The organism is Mesorhizobium abyssinicae (assembly GCF_049887195.1).
GTDB lineage: Bacteria > Pseudomonadota > Alphaproteobacteria > Rhizobiales > Rhizobiaceae > Mesorhizobium > Mesorhizobium abyssinicae.
Genome location: NZ_JARAKC010000032.1, coordinates 28,847 through 50,084 on the forward strand (window position 1 = coordinate 28,847; position 21,238 = coordinate 50,084).

Below are 21,238 nucleotides of genomic sequence, written 5' to 3' on the forward strand. Positions count from 1 at the left end.
CAGTGCGTGACAGCGAGCACGAAACGATCCGCAACGCCGAGGAAATCTACCGTCGCTTCGTCGCTACATGGAAAAACCAATCGCCGAAGGGGACGCTCGGGCGCCACACACGAGGTGCGACGATCATAGGCTGCGCGACAGGATTGCAACCTCGACCCTGCTCTTCGCCACGAGGTCACCCGAGCCGCGACAAGTAGCAAAATCAGCTTCGCCGTTCCATCCCGTAGCGGCGAACGATAGCGACGTGCTCGCTCCGTCAAGGCAGCCAAGCCGCGCATACCGCGCGACGGCCTGCCGGCCCCCTGCCGATTTTCCGACAACGCTAACCTGCTTTTGACGCAATCATTGCGCGATGACCTTCATTTTGAAGGTCCTGCGCTCGGGTAACACTGCCTAATATTGCGCAGCCGCTTCGAACCGCGCTGCCGGAACGTCAGGACAGGACCACTAATGGGAAAGCGTGGAATGGAAGAGATCGCCCAGCCGGTGAACACTTCGTCGCCGCTATCCGATACCCAAGGACTCACCCCGGATACCCTTGTCTACGGGTTCACGGTGGCTGAAAATGCGCGGATCTCGCCGGACGGGACTCGTATCATGTACACGTTGGCGCGAACCGATCGAGGCACTGGCGCCAGGCTGGCGCAGTTGTGGACCGCCGACGTCGACGGCACCAATCCGCGCCAACTCACCACGGGCGGGCGAGTCAGCGAAGACGGCATCTGGTCGCCGGACGGGACACGGATCGCGTTCGTGTCCGACAGGATCGCCGATCGGGGCGGCCCCGCCAGGTACGGCCTCTACGTGCTTCCGGCCGGAGGCGGCGAGGCCCAGGAACTAGCCGGGCACCAGGCGCCGATCAGCGGCCTCGCCTGGTCTCCCGAGGGAAGGTCGCTAGCTTACACAACACTCTTCGATCCTGACGACCCTGACGAGGCCGGCCTTCCAAGAGGTGTACTGCCCCCTGTCCGAGTGACCCGGCGAGTCGACTATAAGCAGGACGGTCGCGGGTACCTCGGCGACGTGCGCCTGCAACTGTTCGTCGTCGATGTCGAGACGAGGGTACGGCGGATACTAACCCGCGAACCGTTCGACCACTACGACCCGGCTTGGTCTCCCGACGCGCGTACAGTCGCGGTCAGGGTGGCCACGCTGAACGGGATGCGTAGCCACCTTGGGCTAGTCGACGTGGCCACCGGCAGCATCGAGCCATTTGGCCCGGGGGAGGGTGACATCAATCAGTGGGCGTGGTCCCCAGACGGCCAGCGGATATTCCTGGCCGGCGACGACCTGTGTACCTCGCAGACGGACTTCTTCTTGCTGGAAGTCGCCCGCGGCGAACTGACCCGGCTCACCCACGATTTGGCAATCCTGCCCGCCCTCCAAAGGCTGGGACCGCCGTCGCAGCCGGTCTGGCTAGACGACGACCGGGTGCTAGCGCATGCGATACACAGAGGGGCCAGTGGGTTGTACATCGTAAACGTGGCGTCTGGCGCATACGACGTAGTGGCGCGGTGGACCGCGACGAACGCCGGGCTGAGCGTGGACGACCGGCGGCGCTATGCGGTGCAGGTGCAAGGCAGCTTGAATTCTCTCGGCGAGATCATGGTGACTGATCTGGTCAGTGGTGAGTCGGGAACGGTAACCGCGAACAGCGCCTCCATTCTGGTCAACTGGCCTGCTGCCGAGTGGGAGCGCATAGACGTCGAGCACGGCGGGGTGACAATCGAGGCCTGGCTGCTGTTCCCACCTGGCTTCAACCCAGCTCGGCGCTACCCGTTGGTGCTGGACGTGCACGGGGGGCCGCAGAACTATTACGGATACGACTTTGATGTCGGACAGCAGGCGTTGGCCGCCGCCGGCTTTCTGGTCGTCTTCTGTAACCCGAGCGGTTCCACTTCGTATGGGCGCGAGTTTACCCAGCGGGTCGTTGGGGATTGGGGCGGAAAGCCCTTCGCGGAGCTGATGGCTGTGGTTGACGCGGTGCTCGAACGGCCGTACGCGGACCCAGACCGGACCGGCATCCTTGGGTATTCCTACGGTGGCTACATGACAGCGTGGACGATCGGGCACACCAACCGGTTCGCCGCGGCAGTGTGCGGCGCGCCGGACTTCGACGTGACCTCAATGTGGGGGACCAGCGACATCGGCCACGTGTACTTCCCGCAGCAGTGGGGCGGCGACCCGCATGAGGTCCCGGACTCGTACCGGGATTATTCGCCCTCGACGTATGCGCACCTGGTAACCACTCCGACGCTGATCATTCACGGGGAGGCCGATGAGAGGTGCCCGATCGGGCAGAGCGAGGAGATGTTCGTAGCTCTGACCAGGGCTGGTTGCGAAACCGAGTTCGTGCGGTATCCGGCATGCGCCCACGGGTTCCGGAGGACGGCGCCGCCTGCCTACCGTGTCGACTACCTGACCCGGGTGACGAACTGGTTCCGCACTCACCTGGGTGAGGCGCGGTAGGCGGTCGCCTTAGCCTCGATCCACCGATCGGCCGAGTTTGAGCGGGGGTGTGCTGAGACCCGACCTGTCAAATCAGTCAATCTTGCTATCAACAAGAGGCAAGCGCGGACCAACCACCAGTGTCTAAAAAAGGGGAACTGAAAGATGACGATTTCTCGACGCAATCTGTTTAAAGCGGGCATGGCCGCCGGAGCGGCTTTATCGATCCCTTCCGTCCTGGGGGCGCAGACGGCACCAGCCGACGCGCGGACTGTGCGCATGAATATGGGTGGCTTCCAAATCTTCGATCCGGTTCTTACCACGTCCACCGATACCGGCAGCCATGCCTTGGCGATATACGATACGCTGTTCGCTGTCGATTCTAACTTTGTGCCGCAGCCGCAAATGGTGGGGAAGTGGGGCGTTTCCGATGACAAGAAGACTTATACGTTCCAGCTGCGGGATGGTCTTGGCTGGCACGATGGTACCTCCGTTACGGCGGCGGACTGTGTAGCCTCGATCCGTCGCTGGGCACAGGTGGCCCCCGGCGGACAGCTGCTCATGGCGCGCGCCAGCGACATCTCGAAGAAGGACGACAAGACCTTCGCAATCGCACTCAAAGAGCCGCTCGGTGGTCTGCTCGACCTCCTGGCTTTCCAAGGCCCATTCATCATGCGCGAGAAAGACGCGAGTAGGCCTGCAACCGAGCAGGTGACGGCGAACATCGGATCGGGGCCGTTCAAGTTTAACCAGGATCTTGCCAACCCGGGCGCGAGCTTCACCTATGACCGCAACGAAAAATATGTACCACGCAGCGAGCCGGCCGACGGATTTGCCGGCGGGAAGATCGTCAATGTCGATCGTGTCATCTGGGACAATATCGCGGATCAGCAGACTGCCTTGGCTGCCTTGCAAGCGGGCGAGATTGACTTCGTCTGGACGGCGCCGGCCGATCTTTTTGCAGTGATCGAGAGCGATCCCAACCTTGCGCTGCAAGTTCTGGACAAGACGGGCGAGGACATGTTCGTACGCATAAACTGCCTGCAGAAGCCGTTCGACAATGTGAAGGCGCGTCAGGCGCTGCTTCACCTGGTGGATCAGGAGGCTATGTTGCACGCCGCATTTGGCGAATCGAAATACGTCCATACCGTTACTTCGATGTTTGGGAACGAAACGCCGGTGTCCAACGACGAAAATACGGGATGGTTCAAAAAGGGCGGAGATCCCGAAAAGGCCAAGGAGCTTTTCAAGGAGGCAGGATATGCTGGCGAGAAGGTCATCATTCTTCAGGCCACGGACAATTCTTTGTTCTCCAATGCTTCGGAGTTTCTGGCAGCCACATTACGGAAGATCGGAGTCAATGCCGAGCTTGCGCCAAGCGACTGGAGCGGGCTTGTCGCGCGCCGCAAGAACAAGCGCTCCATTGTCGACGGTGGCTGGAGCCTATTCATCACCAGTGACGCTGAAGCAACCACCGGCCAGGTTGTTAGTGCGGTCACCTTGCCGATGAATGGCGAACAAGCTTGGTACGGCTGGCCACAAAACGACCAATATGAGGCGCTGCGGGCCAAATGGGCAGATGTCGAAACGCTCGAAGAGCGTAAGGCTCTGGCCCGCGAGATGCAGCAAATATGGTGGGACTACGTGCCCCAGGTTCTGGCAGGTCAATATGTCGCGCCGAGTGCGCGCCGAAAGACTCTCACCGGCCTTATCGAGATGCCGTCGCTCGTAGCGATGTGGAACATGAAGAAGGGCTGAGGACGGGCGCCTACGTCCTTCGCAGATTGGGTTCGACCATCGCCGTAATGGCGATGGTCGGAATCTTCGTCTTCCTGTTGCTGAGGCTGGCACCGGGCGATCCGGCTGCGATCATCGTCGGCAAGTCGGCCACGGCGGAGATGATCGCCGGCATCCGGGTTGCGCGACATGCTGAGCGGTGATTTCGGCACCTCGATCTTTGCCGGACGACCGTTCTCGAACTGACGGAGTTTCCTTCGGCATTCTTGCCGCGGGGCAAAATGGCGGGCTCGTCGACCGCCTCTCACAGGGATATGTGCCGAAACTCAACGCTCCGTGTTTGGGTGAACGTCGACGTTTAAAAGCACGAGCTATGCCAACCCAAAAGCCGATGTTGCATTCTCGCTACCCGACCCGATGTTTGCTGCGACGCAATTCGTAAGGGTTCGGACAACGAGCAAGCGAATTGCGTCGCAAGCGGCCGCGGACCTGTGCGCCGGCTCAAGGACGAGACGGTCAGGCGTATCTGCGGAGCGAGCACATGCCGAGGCGCCCGAGCTTTGCCGTCGCCCAATTCGACACGCCGCGTTGCGCCTCATCAAAATCGCTGCTCGGGTGGTCGAGATGAAATCGCAAATCCGCCTGCACCTGCCGACATCGTGCCCCGACCAGCGCATCCTGCGCATCGTCCTCGATCACATCCCCCAACTCGCGACATAACGATGGAGCGCAGACGCCCCGAAACGAACCCGTCGACCGCAACCTGCAAACCCCCGCCTGCCATCACAACAGAGCAATCCCCGCGCCTGAGGAGGCGCGTGGAAAAGCACCACAATGGCAACCACAACGTCGCTTCAGTCCGTCAAAAGCCTATCGCCGTGCATTAGGCGGCTTCTGTAACGGGCCTCGACTTGTCAATCCCTCGTAACTCAGTCCGCCGCCGGGGTCTTGCTTCTGTCCGCAGTCGGCACTTTTGGCCGCTGCCTGATGGGATCTGATCGGGATCGGCTGGCCAATCTAGCTAGTTTCCGTCCACAAACGGACGTATTCTGTTTTGTTTACAATCACTTGTCCTTAACTTGAGCGCATTTGAGGCTCATGGACAGGATCGAGGGGTTGGCTATCGAGCAGAAAGGCGTTGTGGTCGCGATCACGCGCGCGCCACGAGGCCGGCTCTGGCCGGTGCGACGCAATTCCAATACCAGCCGGCATCAGGCCGGCTTGAGGCGCGTGAAGACGACAAGATTGTAAGCCGCGACCGAGGACCAGACGTAGGTCTTGAAGTGATCGAGGCCGCGCCAGGTGCAACGCGCCAAACCGTAAGCACGCTTGAGGCATGAAATGCCGGCCTCGATGCCGGCGCGGAAGTTGCGCAGCTTGCGATAGACCCACTTGCTTCTGACCATGTCCTCGATCCTCAGGCCGGCTTTCTTGTGGAAGGCCATGTCGGAAACGCCCCACGCTTTCGCTGTAGCCAGATTGCCGCGACTGGCAAAGCCGCCGTCGGCCGCCGCCTGCCGCGGCGCGTGACCATAGAAGGCGATGTGGCGTTCCAGCATCGGCAGCAAGCGGTCGCTGTCGCGCGGATTGCCCGCCTCGATCACCAGATCGAGGATCATGCCGCTCCTGCCGGTGGTCAGGTTGAGCTTGTGGCCGTACTCGGTGTCGCGGCTGCCTTTGACGATAATATCGGCATGGGGTTCGAACAGGCTGACCAGCTTGTCGCTGGCCGGCACCAACTCGCCGGCCAACACCCGCCGCTCACTCTGTGTGATGATGCGTTCGATCAGCGGCCGATAGTGACGAACCTGGAGCTGCCACACTGCGATGAGCGGAGTGCTTGCCACGGCCAATCGCTCGGTCGCCTGCTTCAGATAGGCCAAGGTCGCGCGGGTGATTGCGATCAGCTCGCGGTAGAGTTGGACCCGGTTTGGTCGACCGCGCGTGAATTGGATCTTGCGGGCGCGCTTCTTGGCCGCGCGGCAGTGATCGTGCCATTCCAAGCCGGCGCCGCCGGCCAAGGTGTCGGCCCGCTTCAGAAGGCGCACCATGACCCGCACAGCATCCCACAGCAGGCTGCTGTCGCTCGGCTCGTGCATGAGTGCCGAGGTTACAGTGCTGTCCAGCCGCACGACACCGCCATCTTCCAGTTTTGCCTGCCGGGCATTCGACAGCAGCACCTGATTGATCTGCTCCCAGGTCTCGGGCCGGATCGCGCTGATGGTCTTTTGCAGCACCGACTTCTGCGGGCTCCAGGACCACGGCAGCCGCGCAAAGGCTCGAAATGACGCTGAATCCTCAAGATGGAAGGCTAACTCCTGGTAGGTCAACTGCCGGTATTGCTTGAGAAGCGCGCAACGTAAGACCGCTTCGGCAGGTAGGCCTTGCCGTCCGGTGGCCTTGACGCCGCACCGAACCAAGTCTCGCGCCACCAAGCCGAGCAGATCGCGGTGCTCGTCCAGCCACCGCGACATCGCCTCGTTCGTGGCCGATCTCGTGCGTGGCGAAAAGATCGAATATGCTGGCTTGGACGGTGCGTTCTTGGCGCATTGTCGGCTCCGGCGGTTGCAGATTGTGCTTTGGAATCAGTGGCGTGAGACCAAAGTATATCTGAAACCGACTCGTTCCCGCGGCTCCGCCCTCATGTGATGCTCCGGTGCGAACCGGAGGGATACCCATCGCGTCACTGCGCCCCAGACGGCAGTCTATGTCTGCTCGGCCGGGACAGCGGCTTGTGGCAGAGCAGGATGACTTTGGCAGACATCCTTTATTCCAATCTGGCCAAGGCGCTCGACGCTTCGAAGGATGAGGACCCACAGGGTGAGCCGGCGGAGGTCTGGTGGAATGAAACCGCCGATCGCAGCAGCGGCAACTATGTGCTGGTCGACAGTTCCTGGGATCTTTCGGGGTTCGACCAGGGTAAAGTTGAGATCGAATTCGTGGTGGACTGGGGGAAAGATCGTCCAGCGATCCAGGCCGCCGTCTCAAAGGTGTGGAGCGATACCGGAGATCTGCTCGCCGAGCGCAGCTTTCCGCTCCCAATCACCCTTGGGCGAAGACGCGATACGGCGGTATTTCCGTGGAAGCGGGACGATCATCTTCCCATGCCGGTGCACCAGGAGCTGCCGAGTCTGCTAAAGCGACTCGGTCACGGCTCGCGCTATGCGAAAACCTCTGGTGGCGATATTCGGATCTCCGCCACGCTCAAGAGATCGGAATTGCAATTCCAGACATACGGTGACGCATGGGTTTTCGTTTTGCACTACAGCAGGAAAATTCTTCGCATCACCAGGAACGGTGCGCAGAAGACCAAAGGAGTTGGTTTCGTTGTCCCTACCTACAGGGCCGGGATCGGAGACATTGGCAGCCGAGTCCCCTCTGTCGGAGCCCTGCGCGACAAGACGGTAGCCATCGTGGGACTCGGAGCTTTGGGCTCGCCGCTGGCTGCCGAGTTGGCCAAGAACGGCTGTCGAAAATTGATCGTGTTGGATTGTGATTGTGTCGAGCCGGGGAACTCCATCCGCTGGGCTGCAGGTGCTTCAGCTTGGGGCAGGCAAAAAACAGAGTTCATCAAGGAACATATCGAGCTTGAATACCCCTGGACCACCGTGCAACCGATATCTCACAGGATCGGCAGCGCTTGGGCGGATGGAGTAGGAGACCACCAGCTGCTTACCGGCTTGATGGACGAAGCCGATCTGGTGATCGATGCTGCTGCCTCGACCGGAGTTTCCTTTTTCCTGGCCGACTGCTGCCGAGCGCGCCATGTTCCAATGATCTGCGTTTATGCCTCGACGACGCTGAAGGGAGGGGTTGTCGCATACCATCACCCGGAATCCGGCTGCCCGGTCTGCAAAGAGATTGCCTACGCCGCCGGCACAATTGATAGACCTCCCGGCATCGGCGACCCTCAGGGGCTGATCCAGCCGCCCGGCTGCTCCGAGGCCACCTTCACAGGTGCATCGTTCGATCTCCAGGAACTGACGCTCGAAGCCGTTCGGATGGCTGTCGGCGTTCTTTCCGGCCCGCAGGACTTCGAGGTGTCGCTGGTCCATACCCTCACCTTGCACAATGGTTTGAAGCGGATACCGCCAGCTTGGAAGGTGGACGAATTGCGGCCCAGTCCGGGGTGCGGATGCCTCACGTAGTCTGGCTTCCCCGCTCCGTGGTCGACGTCATGAAGTCTGAGGCCGACCAATGGTATGACAGGGAAACGGGTGGAACCTTCATGGGCTACTGGGCCGAAACCCGTGTGGCCGTGGTCACGAGAATGATCCCGGCCGGCCCCAATGCGAAGCGCGCACGCTGCAGCTTTCTCCCGGATCAGGACTGGCAACAGGCCGAAATCGCTAAGCACTATCACCGATCAGGTAGGCTCGACACCTACCTCGGCGACTGGCATACCCATCCGGACACGGTTTCCAACAGATTGAGCGGAACAGATCGAGTCTGTCTCAGGAATGTCATCGGAACGCCATCTGCGCGGGCTTCTACCCCTATTATGATGCTGATGTGCGGCAAATCAGCCTGTTGGATGCTGCACGCCTGGGTTTGCGGAATGGAGCCACGCTTCTTCTTGATCGAAGGCCTATGCGAGCGGAAGGCCGAAGTCGCGATATATGGCTGAAACGACAATTGGCGCGAGGACAGAGTGCGGGCTCCAAGATTGTCATCTCCCCCGGTGCTGGGGCTGCCGGGGCCGATGCTGCCATGTCTGAGCCGATGAGGCCCTAGCAATGCCCCTTCTTGCCACCTTTCAACGCACGATGCTCCGGATCGATCGATCCGGTCAGGCTGGCCGCGGCTAGCCCGTCCTTAACGAGGTCGGGCAAGGTCTTCTTCATTTAGCCGACCCCATCGGAGCGCCTTGCGCGGCATGTTGCAGTTTACAAGGGCCGTCTGTTGCGGTCTGCAGGGCGGAGAACTTGCGACAACGCCATTAACTTTTGTGTCAGCCGATTAACGTGCCGAACGGTGATTTAACCGACGCTTATCCTAAGATTACTCTTTCCTTCCGAGCAATATGATACTGATCTGCAGAGACGCCAATATGCTGACTAACGCCACGATGCTCACCTAACGGGGCGCGTGTCGAGCGCTCCGAGCTGGCGCAGTCGATCGCGTTTGGTCTCGATGGGCACGCTATATCCCCTTGCTCGTTTGTAAATTAAATTGCGCCTTGCATGAAGACGTGTCAATCTAATCGAGCTAGCCGCCATACTGATGCATTGCCGAAAAGTCGCGCAATACAGAGACTGGAATGACGGCGGCACTGGCATGCAGCGGCATAATTAGGTTGACATACGCGCAGTAAATTGCCTGACACGCATTCAGCCGCCATGGCTGCGCTCGATTTGGTCGATCAATGCCGCCAGGGTTGCCAGATCATCTGGACGCACGAACGACCGACCGGCCGCGACCTGAATGAAAACGTCGGGTTCACCGACGTCCGTCCATGACGCAAGCAGCGAGCGAAGCCGCCCCTCCGCGTCGTAGAACATGACCCGCGGTCCTCGCCCCAGTTCTGCTTGCGGGTCGACAGCACGAAGCGCTGGCTCGTCCACGGATGGAACTGGAGCGTGATCTCGAACTCTATACGCGCTCGAGTGTCAGCACGAACTGCAGTCCTGGACTTGAAAGAAAGGCAAGGTCGAGCGACCGTTCCGCTACATTCGCGAGACTTCTTCCTGGCCCGGTGCTTTCGGAGTCTCGAAGACCTGAACGCCCAGTTGCGCCACCGGCTGGGCACAGTAGAAAACCCGAGAGTTCACGCCACCACAAGGCGTGTCGTCAACGAAGCTTTCGCCGATGAGCGGGCAGTGATGCGGCCGCTGCCTTTGGCTCCTTTCCAATCGGTTCTGAAGCTCGAGCGACGCATCAGCCGGGAGGGCATGGTCAGCGTCTGCGGCAATTTCTCCAGCGTGCCTTTACGCCCCTGGCAACCCTGCGCCAAAATCTCCATGCGACATCCTTGGCGCGAGCTACACGAAAACGCAAATTTCAGTCCATGCGAGAGCTATCTTAATTTAGCGCATATGATCGATACGGTGGGTAGGCCGGTCGTCACCTTTTCCATTACTTTGAAGATTCCGTTTCTCCAGGATGCTGCTCCGGCGCTTCTTCTCCATTTCATGGGCCACATGGTGCGGATTCACGGGCAAAAACCGCTACAAGGAACTGCGCCCTGATGGCGTACCAAAGCTCCGGCCCGCGGTTGCCGCCGTTACCGACCGGATTGGCCATGTCAAGACACCCGGCGGGCCCTACGCAACTACCATTTCGAGTCGCTCGGTCTCCCCGGTCTCTATGTCTCTGACGAGTTTAATCCGGTCGAACGGCCGTGGGTACGTGATGGTGCGCGCGGTGCGGGAGAGGCGGCGCGAGGCGTCCTAAACTCGCACAGTAGGATTTCGACCGAGATGCTCCACGCCGGCGCAAAATCAAAGTCAAACAGATCCTGCAAATAACTTCACAGAATCCTTACAGTTCAAAATTGCTGGATATGCTATCTCAACTGAAAGTGTGAGGAAGGCGCCGATATGAAGCGAAGCGCGCCGCCAGAGCCGGCCGGGACAGGGCTAACTGGCTATGCCTTGCCAGCTATGCGGTTGTTACAACTCGGAGCAAACGGGAATTGCGCAAGAATGCTGCTGAGCGAGCGGAAGAGGCGTCGAGAATTGTCGATCTACTGACCGTCAACACTCTGGTTGCCTTCAGGCATCGCCGAGGACTCCCTGTTCGGGATCTTCTGTACCGACGTGCTGAATCTGCGCACACCAACCGCTGCCGCTTATTCTTTCGCCGGGTGGTCCGCTGGACGTTTCGCTAACACTGCTGTCACATTTGCGAACTGTCGTAACTCTGACAACGTAACCGTGTCGTTGCTGCAATTCCTAAGTTGGAGGTTGAATGATGCAAAATGTTAACTGGCGCTCCATTGCCGATTCCATTTTCACTTGTGAAAAACAACCGGCGATCGGTTCGCGAGGCATGGTGGTGACCAATCATCCGCTCGCTTCTGCGGCGGGGGCGGAAATGCTGGCCAGCGGCGGCAACGCGATTGACGCTACGATCGCAGCCTTATTCACCCTTTCGGTGGTAAAGGCAATGATGGTCGGGGTGCTGGGTGGAGGCATATCGCACATCCGCCTCGGAAACGGGACGCATTACGTGCTTGATGGCATGTGCACCGCACCACTCGCGAGCACCCCCACCATCTATACGCCCGATCCGGACGCCGCACCCGAATCGACGGAGACCATTGGCCGCCGTAACGCCGTCGGCCCCACGTCCGTTGCGGTTCCCGGCGCGCTGTTGAGCTGGTGCGAGGCGCTGCGGCGGTTCGGTACCTTATCTTTGGCCGACGTCACTGAGCCCGCGATCCGCTACGCCTCGCACGGCTTTCGAGTGACGCCTTTTCTACAAGAATGTGTCTCCGGGGCGGCCGCCGATCTCGCCCGTGATGCCGAAATTGCAAAGTTGTATCTGCCCGGCGGTATGCCTATCCAAGCCGGGACTCGGCTGGTGAACGGCGATTATGCGGAGACGCTGCGAGCAATCGGCCGCAACGGGCCTGACATTCTATATGGCGGTGAACTGGGACGTCATTGTGCAGAGCACATGGCTCAGGAAAACGGCTTTCTGAGAATTGAGGACCTGGCCGGTTATTGCACCGTTGATCGCGAGCCGCTGCGGGGACTCTATCGAGGCTATGAAATTCTCGGGCCGCCGCCGCCATCGTTTGGGCTTTTGCACATCATTCAGATGTTGAATATCCTGGAGGGCTACGAGATCGGCGCGCTTGGGTTCGCAACGCCAGACACGCTGCACCTGCTTACCGAAGTGATGAAGATCGCGTTCGCGGACCGGTCAGCGGCGTTCGCCGACGCGGCGATTTTCCAGGAGTCAATCGGCAAGCTGCTATCCAAGGACTATGCAGCAGAGCGCCGGGCGCGCATCTTGATGGACCGTGCTCATTCATGGGGCGCAGGGGGAGCGGCTAGTGAGGACGCGCACACCACTCATCTGACTGTGGCGGATGGGTTCGGCAACGTCGTCTCCAGCACGCAGACGATCAAATATTCGTTCGGTGCCCGGTACATCGTACCTGGAACCGGCATGATCCCCAACAATTACATGGTAGCGTTCGATCCGCGTCCAGGCCGCGCCAACTCGGTCGCGCCCGGCAAACGCGTCACCTCGTCAATATCACCGGTGATGGTGCTGCGCGGCGGCAGGCTACGCTACGCGATCGGGCTGCCTGGCGGACCGGCAATCTTCCCCTCCATAGTGCAGGCGCTGTCGAACCTGATCGATCATGGCATGGGCGTGCAGCAGGCGGTAGAGGCGCCGCGCGTTTGGACGCGAGGCTATAGGGTAAAGGTTGAGGCTTCGTTCCCCGAAGGCGCTCTAGCGGCATTACGCGACCGCGGTCACAATGTGGCGGCGATCAACAGCGTTGGCGGCGGGATGAGCGCGATTCAGTTTGATGCGGACGGCACAATGACTGGTGCCGCATGCTGGCGCGCCGACGGTATGCCAATCGGGCTCGGCGGCGGATTGGCGCGGCCCGGCGCATTTTTCAAACCCGGATCAGAAGCGCCCGGTACATGACCACACTGGCGGGGTGGCAGCCGGTTGAAGACCATCTCGTTTGACGACGTGGGTGAACGGTTCCTCGATCTGCCTTAGGGATTGCCAGATGCAGTTCATTTAGGGATACCTAAAGCAATAAAAGGGGTAGAAGCACACAAACTGATCGTCTCTGTCAAGCTCGGTGAGGATTTACTTTTAACGATTATCCCGGACCCCGCAGAAGCTTTCCAGTCGCGCGAAGTCGAAATCCTTGCTTCATCTCGGAATTCGCTTGGAGTGGCCGTGAAAGACGAGACGCAGGTTATAAGAAGGAAGGCTGCCATTGCGAGCGTGCGGATCATAGGTCTTTCTCCCATGAGTTGTTTTGAATTTGACGCGCATGAGTTGTATGCAAGAATAGATACTGCCATTTTGGCGAAGTCTGTAAGCGGAGGTTCCACAATGAAGGTTCAATGGACCGGGGAACGAATGAACTTTAGAGCATTCAGCAGCACCCTTGAGGTCGAGCAGATGCTGCTTCGTAACGAGAGCTGACGATAGGTGCCTCAAGCATCTCTTTGAGATCCAATCGAAAAAGGCGGTTCCCTTCCCTGCCGTTTGCGCCGCTGTCGCGGAATAACGGTGTCAGACGACCCGATTCTCCTCCCGCCGCTGATCTAGCGCAGGGCGTTCACGAACCGCATACCCCAAAGTGGATGCGTACACCACGCAGAGAGATCGTCTATGAAAGTCCTGTTGACTACGATGGCTATCGCCGTGCCCGCAGCCGCCGCTTTTGCTGATCAAGCGATCCCCGAACACCTCAGAGAAACCGCTCTGGCCACTTTCAAGCCTTTAGCATCTATCACACCGGCAGTCACCAACAACCCGATTACCCCAGCGAAGATCGCTCTCGGCAAGGCAATCTTCTTCGATCCACGCGTCTCGGCATCAGGCGTCTTCTCATGCAATTCGTGCCACAACTTGGCAACTGGGGGCGACGACAACCGTGAGACTTCGATCGGCCATGGTTGGCAAAAAGGGCCGCGCAACGCGCCCACGGTTTTGAACGCTGTCTTCAACATCGCGCAGTTCTGGGATGGTCGCGCCGAAGACCTCAAGGCCCAAGCCAAGGGACCAGTGCAAGCCGCTGTCGAAATGGCCAACACACCGGATCAACTCGTCGCCACGCTCAAGTCGATGCCGCAATATGTCGAGTGGTTCAACGCAGCTTTCCCGGATGAAGCCGATCGCGTCACCTTCGAAAACTTCACCAAGGCAATCGAAGCCTTCGAGGCGACACTGGTCACGCCAGCCCCTTTCGATGATTTCCTCAATGGTGATGACGCCGCCATGACAACCGAACAAAAACAGGGTCTGGCACTTTTCATGGACAAAGGCTGCTCGTCCTGCCATGCCGGTGTCAACGTTGGCGGGGACGGCTACTACCCATTCGGCCTTGTTGAAAGGCCCAGCGCTGACATCCTGCCGGAAAATGACAAGGGCCGATTGGCGGTCACCAATAAAGCCGAAGATTCTTATGTCTTCCGCGTGGCGCCGCTGCGCAATGTAACGCTCACCGCGCCGTATTTTCATTCGGGCAAGGTATGGGATCTGAAACAGGCCGTGGCCATCATGGGAAAGACTCAACTCGGCGAAGAATTGACGACAGAAGAAGTCGACCGGCTCGTTGCCTTCCTTAACGCGTTGACCGGAAGGGTGCCCAACGTCGTCTATCCCATTTTACCGGCCGAAACCGCGACAACGCCTCGACCTGTGTCGCGGATTTCAGGAAAATAAATGGCCTGAGCTTCGGAAAGTCGCAAAAAACGGTAATAGCGAACCATCACTGAGAGGGAGGCCACTCGGCTTCCACCAAGTCCCCTGATCTAATCTAAACGCGCAGACGGCGCTTCCGTCGCCTGCTCGTCGCGATGGCATCATGTTGCCAGGACGTTCTGCGAGCCGAGGCGTTTTCGCGGGATTCGAGGCAGCGTTAGCCGTTGACTCGCCACATGACGAGAATTCGGCAAAGCCTCAGACCTCCACTCTCTCCCGGAGCGCGCGTGCTGCAGCGACCATGTTCAGGAGGGCAGGGCGGACCTCCTCCCAATTGCGTGTTTTGAGGCCACAGTCGGGGTTTACCCAAAGGTGACCATCAGACAAGCGCTCGCGGGCAAGCATGAGGAGGGCCGAAATCTCGGCGACTTCCGGAACGCGCGGTGAGTGGATGTCATAGACTCCGGGACCGATTTCGTTCGGATATTTAGAGCTCGTAAAGGCGTCCAGCAGTTCCATTGCCGAGCGCGATGTCTCAATCGAAATTACATCAGCGTCCAGCTCAGCGATCGCGTCGATGATCTCGTTGAACTCCGAATAGCACATGTGGGTATGGATCTGAGTCGAGTCCTTTACACCTGTTGAAGCGATCCGGAAGCATTCGACCGACCAGTCGAGATAGACCTTCCAGTCGCACTTGCGCAGTGGCAAGCCTTCGCGAAACGCGGCCTCGTCGATCTGGATCATCCTTGCGCCGAATCTTTCGAGGTCCGTCACTTCATCGCGAATAGCGAGCGCGATCTGGCGGCAGACCTCGGAGCGGGGTACGTCATCGCGAACAAAAGACCAATTGAGAATGGTCACCGGGCCTGTAAGCATTCCCTTCACAGGCTTTTGCGTAAGCGACTGGGCGAATTGCCACCAGCGCACCGTCATCGGATTGGGGCGCGATACGTCGCCGAAGATGATGGGGGGACGCACGCAGCGCGACCCATAGCTCTGCACCCAGGCATGTTCGGTGAAGGCGAAGCCGGAAAGTTGCTCGCCGAAATGCTGTACCATGTCGTTTCGTTCGAACTCGCCATGCACCAGCACGTCCAGCCCGATCTCCTCCTGCCAGCGAATAGCAGCCTCGGTCTCCTTCTTCAGAAAGGTTTCGTAATCGACATAGCTGAGATGGCCCTTCCCGTGAGCGGACCGCGCCTTGCGCACCTGAGGCGTCTGCGGAAAGGATCCAATGGTCGTCGTAGGGAACGGCGGCAGGCCGAGCGTGCTGGCCTGGACCTTGGAACGGTCGGCAAATGCGCTCTTTCGTTGCTTCATAGCGCCGTTGATGTCGGCGATCCGCCCTTCAACGAGCGGGTCATGGACCTTCGTGGATGTTGCGCGAGTCGAGGCAGCCTCGTCAGAAGCTTTCAACTCGCCAGCCACGGCATCTCTACCTTGGGACAAAGCCCGAGCCACGATGACCAGCTCGTCGGTCTTCTGGGCCGCGAAGGCGAGCCACGACCTGATGTTCGCATCCAGTACCGTCTCCATACGCAAGTCGATCGGCACATGCAGCATCGAGCACGAAGGCGCGATCTCGACTCGGTCCAACGGCCAGCCCGCGACGATCGGCTTGATGCGGTCGAGAATGGCAGTGAGGTTCGCGCGCCAGACGTTGCGGCCATTGATCAAGCCAAGCGATAACACCAGATCCTTAGGCGCGAGCCGACCAGCCGTCTCCAACTGTTCAGGAGCACGCGAGAGATCAAGATGCAGGCCGGCCAAAGGCAGCGATATCGCCGTCTCGAGATTGTCCCCCAGCGGCCCGAAATAAGTAGCCAGCATGATCTTCAGCTCGGGCGCGGCCTTCGACAGCTGCCCATAGGCAAATTCAAGTGCGGCTCGTTCGTTCGGGTTTAGATCGAGCACAAGCGCTGGCTCATCGATCTGCACCCAGTCGGCTCCCGAAAGTTTCAACCTCCGCAGGAGTTGCTCGTAGACGGGCAGAAGCCGCGGCAGCAGCGTGAGGGGATTGAAACCTTGGGCAGGTGACTTCGCCAGCTTGAGAAAAGTGACCGGTCCAAGGATGACCGGGCGTGTATGAATGCCCAGGGCTTTAGCCTCGAGGAAGTAATCAACCGGTTTGGTCGACGAGAGTGTGAACGCCTGATCGTCGTCAAGTTCCGGCACAATGTAATGATAGTTGGTGTCGAACCATTTGGTCATTTCCATCGCGGTTAGGGCAGGGCAAGCCGCATCCTCCCGACCAGAGTCGCAATTCCCCGTCTGACCTTGGTTGCCACGGGCCATGGCGAAATAGATGTCGAGTGGGACCTCGCCGCTATTCCATGCGTAGCGGGACGGCACAGCGCCGACCATGGCGGCGGTGTCGAGTACATGGTCGTAGAGCGAAAAGTCGTTCGACGGGATTTTCGACACACCGCGATCGCGCTGCTCCTCCCAGCTCGCGGCACGGAGCGCCTTTGCCGTCGCGAGAAGCTCGGCAGCGCAAGATTTTCCGGACCAATAGCTTTCAACTGAGAATTTCAATTCCCGCCTGCGACCGATACGCGGCACACCAAGCGTTGCTACAGGAATTTGCTGAGAGAGAGTCATGCGATACCCCGATGGTTGGGGCGTGGGGGACAACGAAGGCGCCATTAGGCCGGTACGAACGCCGGGCTGCCAGCGGCCACCGAGACACCCCGCCCGTGGACAATAGTTCGCCGTGGCAGGTCTCCTAGCTCGGGGGTCATAGCCTCTACCCGTCTTGCCGAGGCTGTTCGCCTCAGTGACATAAGTGGGGTCGGCTCGCCTCTAACAGTTGCGGGGGCAGCGCCGGCATCGCACCGGCTTCCCTCTTAGCTCCGCTGCGGCTGCGCCGTACGGAGAACCATGGCTTGGACACAATCACAGCAGTGCGCTCTCTTGTCAACCGCGCATAAAGAAATCTTTATGTCATTATGTGAACGCATTTGTATTATCGCAGTGATTTCCAAGTCGCGTGAGGGTCGAACAAGGGGCGTTCGGATCGTGAATATGTTTAATGCGGCACGCGAGAAGGCAGATTGGCTACATGAAGCAGACCTTGGCTGCTGCAGGGACCGAGCCAAATCGACAAATGGGCGCGCTGTGCAGAACTGTGACAGACGGCGGTTCGGCCCGGCCGCGCAAGGGTCGTTAGCCGCGCCTTTGGTCGGACCGATTGGGGCGCGAACGCAGTGTGTCTGGCTCGACGCCGTCGAGGGCTTCTTCACCGCGCTGTCGAAGCGACGCCTCAAGCGAGGCGGCTTTCAACCTGTCGTCCTCCTGTAGGGGCCATCAACCGCTTCCTCGCCGAGCATAATCCGACAACCCAAACGCTTCACTTGGACCGCCGACCCGGACAAAATCATCGCCGCCGTCAAACCTGGGCACCAAGGGTTGGATTCAATCCACTACTATGGATAGCGACTACTGCTCGAAAAGAAGTGCCAAGGTGGGGCCAGCCGCGCGCTCGTACTCGGCTTATATCCGATTCCAGATGCAGTTCATTTCGGGCAACCTAACGCAATAAAAGGGGTAGAAGCACGCAAACTGGCATCTCTGTTCAAGCTCGGTGAGGATTTACTTTTAACGCTTCATGGCCGCGCCGGGCGGCTCGCTCCAGACGCGAGGTGCTCGGCCTGCAGTTCTGCTTCACGCCATCCCAGGCGGAGTCAGGATTGGCGCGTTCAAGGGCGCAACAAAGCTGCCCCAGACGAAGCAGAGGGGAAAGACGAACGCGGGTCGGCTACGTCAAGAAGAACGCGAACGCCGGCCGGCGGTTCGAGAGCTGGGCGGCGTTCGAGGCGCATCTGGATCGGTGGACGCGCGAGGTTGCCGACCAGGGAGAACAACCGGCGTTGCACCCGTGGAACGTTTTGCCGCTGAAGCTCGAGCGCTCCGCGCGCTTTCCGGCAGCTCGCCGTTGGGCACCTGCAGGACCTGATCCGCAAGGTCCAGGCCGACTGTGCGATCGATCTGGATACTAACAGCTACTCAGTGCCCTGGCGCCTGATCGGCGAGAGCGTCCAGGTCGTGGTGTTGGCTGGCTGTGTGATCATCCGTCATGCGGCCAGATGGTAGCGATCATGCCCTGTGCCAGGGGCAGTGGTACAATTGCGAAAAGGGTTTCGGCTTCATTGCTCCTGAAACGGTGAGAAGGACGTCTTCGTTCATGCCACCGCGCAGACCCGCTCAGGACTGAGCATCCGGCGCGCGCGTGTGGCCCTATTACCTGCTGAACGCCAAGTTCAAGCTGGTCGCAGACTGCGTCAAGGACCCCAAAGCAGAGGACACGCTGCTCCAGCGCACGCTTATCAAGGCTTCGCCGGACGCATGGAGGGGCAGAAGGTGTTTGTCCAATGCGGGCAGGGCAAGAAAGGCCTGGAAGTTCGGAATATTCGCCTCGCTTAGCCAAATGCGTTGGCCCAACCGAAATCGCGCCTCAGACAAAGAAAAAGCCCGCTGCCGGGAGGAGGTGGCAGCGGGCTCTATTTCGAATGAGACGCGGGAGGAGGTGCGCCCCACTCAACGTCGGCACCTCATCTGGGAGGAGTAGATGGCCGAGAGGAGTAGATGGCCGACAACATGACCATACCGATAGCAACTGATATTGCAATGCACAAATTTTTTATCGCAAGTGCGAAATCGTGCCGGATCCGCTTAGTCGAGCCTGAAAAGTCCGGTCAGGCTGCGGCTTTGTTGCGGGCACGCTTGGCAGTGCCGGCGCGCGCTCTTGCGCACTTTAGAACGGCGGTGATGAATCACTTTATAGCTCAATAATGACGGCCGCGTTTCATAGCAAGCAAGCCATGCATGATGTTGCGGATCGCTACCCGGCCGCAATCGCGGATCTTTCTCGTGAACCGTCATCGCCCTGACAACACATTGTGCCATGGTCGCCGCGTCGATGCGGCGCCTCTTCACGCAAATTGGCTTATTTGGAAGGTTGGAGGAACGAATGAACGCTGAGGTTTTCAGCAGCCCCCTTTTCGTGAAGCGGGCTACGCACATCATCCAAGAGATTGCCGGCCTTGCGGATGCAATCGATTTTCTCAATGAATGGCCGGCAGATCGCAGAGACCTGATCCACGAAGCCGCCCTGAGAGCATGCTACGATGCATACGACGGGCGCAAGCCGGTAAGCACGGCGCAAAATGCCTTTTTTGGCTTTGCGAAGCGGGTCGCCATATTGGAAGATCCAACCTCCGCGATGCAGTGGATCGCCGCCTGCAGATCTGGCAGTGGAAAAGTGCCGGTGTAGACTTCGACGACGGGGTTGAGACTGGCGCAAGGCGCGTCAAAGAGTGCAGTGTGTCCAGATTTCACAGCTAGACCACACGAACGAGAAGCAGGTACTCACCACCGACTGCAAAACCGCAGATCGCACGCAACCCTCATGGCGATCGCTTGCTGGCTAGGTTCGGCGGCGTAGATGCAGCGGTCGCATTCGGGTAGTAAATAAACGCGACCGGGCTTGTTTGCCGTGGAGGAGGGGAGAGATGACCGGCTTGATCGGCTGAGAGGCCAGGCGTTGTTCAGGTTAGCCGCCGCAGCTTGGAGCGAATCGCGTTGACGTCAATGACGCAGCCGCTATTTTGCTCCGAGATCTGCATCATGAGACCGATAAACGCAGAATAACGATGGGTACCTGCCTGCAGGTGTTATGCGGTAAGACCCATCCACCAGCCGCTAGATAGCTTTCGTCGCAGCCGCGCTCGAAGCGCGCATTCTACGCAGCGTTGAGATTTAGGACGCCGCTCATTGAATCTCGGCCATCTGCGCATAGCTACTTGGCGCGGTCCGAACACCCCTGCCGGCATCCGCCGGGAGCAAGCCAACCCGGCTCTTCCGCGATGGCATCCTGATCCGGCGCCGGATATTCCACCATGGGGTCCGCGGGCCCAGCTGCGGCCCGCTCGGCTTCGCCTTCGTGGCGATGGCGATTGGAGGACGGAGCCCGAGCGGGAGTTGGTCCGCTGCAGATGGCAGAGGTCGATGCCGCCTCCAGAAGTGCCGTTTGAACCTTTCCCCATCCGGTCTCCTGGAACGCGCTCCGCGAACCGGCGGCGCGTGATCGCTGATGCTTCTTCCGACCATCGGGAGCGGGTTTCGGCGATCAAGATGGGGAGATCATAATGATACTGGATTATCCCACTACGGAATAATCCGAAACTGGCTGGCGGAGAGCCGTCTCGTATCTGGCCCGGCTCATTTAAATACCTAAGTCCCTTCGATCGCCCGCCAAAGCCGGCCTCGTGGAACAGCTGACTTCGACGCGCCATAACAAGGGCCTCAGCCACGCCAAGGTGTCGAGGCGTTTCGCCACAGGCAGCTCGATTGCCTTGGGTGCGCTGGATCCCAAGATTGACCGGTGTGCGGCGCGGCGATCAACGTGAGAGAGCGTATTGCCTCACGTAACGATGCTCCCCGAGATTCAAGCGTTGCCTCATCCATTTTGCTCCCGGCTTGGGGCGAAGGAGGCCGGGCGCGGAGATGGCCGGGGTTTCGCAGCGCCCGGCCTCCTTCGCGAGCGCCACGGCGCCTCAGTGTGGCCTTGCGATCTCCAGGAGCGGCGGCTCCTTGTTCAAGGGGCCAAACAGCAACGCGTCCGCCTGTTCGCTGCGCCAGACCTTCAGCCGTCGCTGAAGTGTTCGAAGCAGTTTGTCCGGGTAGTCGCCGGGATACT

11 protein-coding genes, 6 pseudogenes and 1 riboswitch are annotated in these 21,238 nt (G+C 59.6%); of the genes and pseudogenes, 14 read left to right on the forward strand and 3 right to left on the reverse strand.

Going from position 1 to position 21,238, the window contains the following annotated elements; all coding sequences use genetic code 11:
* Positions 1-465 precede the first annotated feature (465 nt).
* The 4 genes and pseudogenes from PU724_RS31400 to PU724_RS31415 all read left to right on the forward strand — a co-directional run.
* On the forward strand, positions 466-2,469 hold the full coding sequence (locus PU724_RS31400; protein WP_354425766.1) for a S9 family peptidase: 2,004 nt from the start codon (positions 466-468) through the stop codon (positions 2,467-2,469).
* A 144-nt stretch (positions 2,470-2,613) separates the two neighbouring features.
* Positions 2,614-4,206, forward strand: a complete 1,593-nt coding sequence (locus tag PU724_RS31405; RefSeq protein WP_354425764.1) for an ABC transporter substrate-binding protein — start codon at positions 2,614-2,616, stop codon at positions 4,204-4,206.
* 47 nt (positions 4,207-4,253) lie between these two features.
* Positions 4,254-4,489: pseudogene (locus PU724_RS31410) on the forward strand (ABC transporter permease); the annotation flags it as partial.
* A 237-nt stretch (positions 4,490-4,726) separates the two neighbouring features.
* Positions 4,727-4,905, forward strand: a pseudogene (locus tag PU724_RS31415) (transposase); the annotation flags it as partial.
* 491 nt (positions 4,906-5,396) lie between these two features.
* Here the strand turns inward: PU724_RS31415 and PU724_RS31420 are convergent.
* A pseudogene (locus PU724_RS31420) lies at positions 5,397-6,735 on the reverse strand (ISNCY family transposase).
* 197 nt (positions 6,736-6,932) lie between these two features.
* Between PU724_RS31420 and PU724_RS31425 the strand changes: the two are divergent.
* Both PU724_RS31425 and PU724_RS31430 read left to right on the forward strand, forming a co-directional pair.
* Positions 6,933-8,333 carry a ThiF family adenylyltransferase gene (locus PU724_RS31425; protein WP_426213757.1) on the forward strand — a complete coding sequence of 467 codons (1,401 nt, stop codon included), beginning with the start codon at positions 6,933-6,935 and terminating at the stop codon, positions 8,331-8,333.
* Positions 8,321-8,812, forward strand: coding sequence for a Mov34/MPN/PAD-1 family protein (locus PU724_RS31430; RefSeq protein ID WP_354426097.1), 492 nt, complete (start codon positions 8,321-8,323; stop codon positions 8,810-8,812). Before PU724_RS31425 ends, PU724_RS31430 begins: the two co-directional genes overlap by 13 nt.
* Positions 8,813-9,515: 703 nt before the next feature.
* Here the strand turns inward: PU724_RS31430 and PU724_RS31435 are convergent.
* Positions 9,516-9,686 (reverse strand): DUF5372 family protein, encoded by a 171-nt coding sequence (locus tag PU724_RS31435; protein ID WP_354425919.1) that lies wholly within the window; start codon positions 9,684-9,686, stop codon positions 9,516-9,518.
* Positions 9,687-9,825: 139 nt separating this feature from the next.
* On the opposite strand from PU724_RS31435, the pseudogene PU724_RS31440 reads away from it, so the two are divergent.
* The 4 genes and pseudogenes from PU724_RS31440 to PU724_RS31455 all read left to right on the forward strand — a co-directional run.
* Positions 9,826-10,112 (forward strand): annotated as a pseudogene (locus tag PU724_RS31440) (IS21 family transposase); the annotation flags it as partial.
* Positions 10,113-11,094: 982 nt separating this feature from the next.
* Positions 11,095-12,798 (forward strand): gamma-glutamyltransferase, encoded by a 1,704-nt coding sequence (ggt, locus tag PU724_RS31445; protein ID WP_354425921.1) that lies wholly within the window; start codon positions 11,095-11,097, stop codon positions 12,796-12,798.
* A gap of 81 nt (positions 12,799-12,879) precedes the next feature.
* Positions 12,880-13,314: a hypothetical protein gene (locus PU724_RS31450; protein WP_354425923.1), complete on the forward strand. Its 435-nt coding sequence runs from the start codon at positions 12,880-12,882 to the stop codon at positions 13,312-13,314.
* Between the two features lie 189 nt (positions 13,315-13,503).
* The gene (locus PU724_RS31455; RefSeq protein ID WP_354425925.1) at positions 13,504-14,559 is read left to right on the forward strand and encodes a cytochrome-c peroxidase; all 1,056 of its coding nucleotides are present in this window, start codon (positions 13,504-13,506) and stop codon (positions 14,557-14,559) included.
* A 237-nt stretch (positions 14,560-14,796) separates the two neighbouring features.
* On the opposite strand, the gene metE is transcribed toward PU724_RS31455, so the two are convergent.
* Positions 14,797-17,142, reverse strand: coding sequence for a 5-methyltetrahydropteroyltriglutamate--homocysteine S-methyltransferase (gene metE, locus PU724_RS31460; RefSeq protein ID WP_354425927.1), 2,346 nt, complete (start codon positions 17,140-17,142; stop codon positions 14,797-14,799).
* A 97-nt stretch (positions 17,143-17,239) separates the two neighbouring features.
* Positions 17,240-17,439: riboswitch (cobalamin riboswitch) on the reverse strand.
* A gap of 303 nt (positions 17,440-17,742) precedes the next feature.
* Between metE and PU724_RS31465 the strand changes: the two are divergent.
* From PU724_RS31465 to PU724_RS31480, 4 genes and pseudogenes are all read left to right on the forward strand, one after another.
* Positions 17,743-17,976 (forward strand): annotated as a pseudogene (locus tag PU724_RS31465) (IS630 family transposase); the annotation flags it as partial.
* A gap of 314 nt (positions 17,977-18,290) precedes the next feature.
* A pseudogene (locus PU724_RS31470) lies at positions 18,291-18,658 on the forward strand (Mu transposase domain-containing protein); the annotation flags it as partial.
* A 467-nt stretch (positions 18,659-19,125) separates the two neighbouring features.
* On the forward strand, positions 19,126-19,332 hold the full coding sequence (locus tag PU724_RS31475; RefSeq protein WP_354425929.1) for a hypothetical protein: 207 nt from the start codon (positions 19,126-19,128) through the stop codon (positions 19,330-19,332).
* A gap of 178 nt (positions 19,333-19,510) precedes the next feature.
* Positions 19,511-19,813: a DUF982 domain-containing protein gene (locus PU724_RS31480; protein WP_354425931.1), complete on the forward strand. Its 303-nt coding sequence runs from the start codon at positions 19,511-19,513 to the stop codon at positions 19,811-19,813.
* Positions 19,814-21,238 lie beyond the last annotated feature (1,425 nt).

Coding starts and splice junctions, on each gene's coding strand:
- PU724_RS31435 (WP_354425919.1), bottom strand. CDS start 9,686: ATGTTCTACGACGCGGAGGGGCGGCTTCGCTCGCTGCTTGCGTCATGG.
- PU724_RS31475 (WP_354425929.1), top strand. CDS start 19,126: ATGGCCGACAACATGACCATACCGATAGCAACTGATATTGCAATGCAC.
- PU724_RS31425 (WP_426213757.1), top strand. CDS start 6,933: ATGACTTTGGCAGACATCCTTTATTCCAATCTGGCCAAGGCGCTCGAC.
- PU724_RS31430 (WP_354426097.1), top strand. CDS start 8,321: ATGCCTCACGTAGTCTGGCTTCCCCGCTCCGTGGTCGACGTCATGAAG.
- PU724_RS31480 (WP_354425931.1), top strand. CDS start 19,511: ATGAACGCTGAGGTTTTCAGCAGCCCCCTTTTCGTGAAGCGGGCTACG.
- PU724_RS31400 (WP_354425766.1), top strand. CDS start 466: ATGGAAGAGATCGCCCAGCCGGTGAACACTTCGTCGCCGCTATCCGAT.
- PU724_RS31405 (WP_354425764.1), top strand. CDS start 2,614: ATGACGATTTCTCGACGCAATCTGTTTAAAGCGGGCATGGCCGCCGGA.
- metE (WP_354425927.1), bottom strand. CDS start 17,142: ATGACTCTCTCTCAGCAAATTCCTGTAGCAACGCTTGGTGTGCCGCGT.
- ggt (WP_354425921.1), top strand. CDS start 11,095: ATGATGCAAAATGTTAACTGGCGCTCCATTGCCGATTCCATTTTCACT.
- PU724_RS31455 (WP_354425925.1), top strand. CDS start 13,504: ATGAAAGTCCTGTTGACTACGATGGCTATCGCCGTGCCCGCAGCCGCC.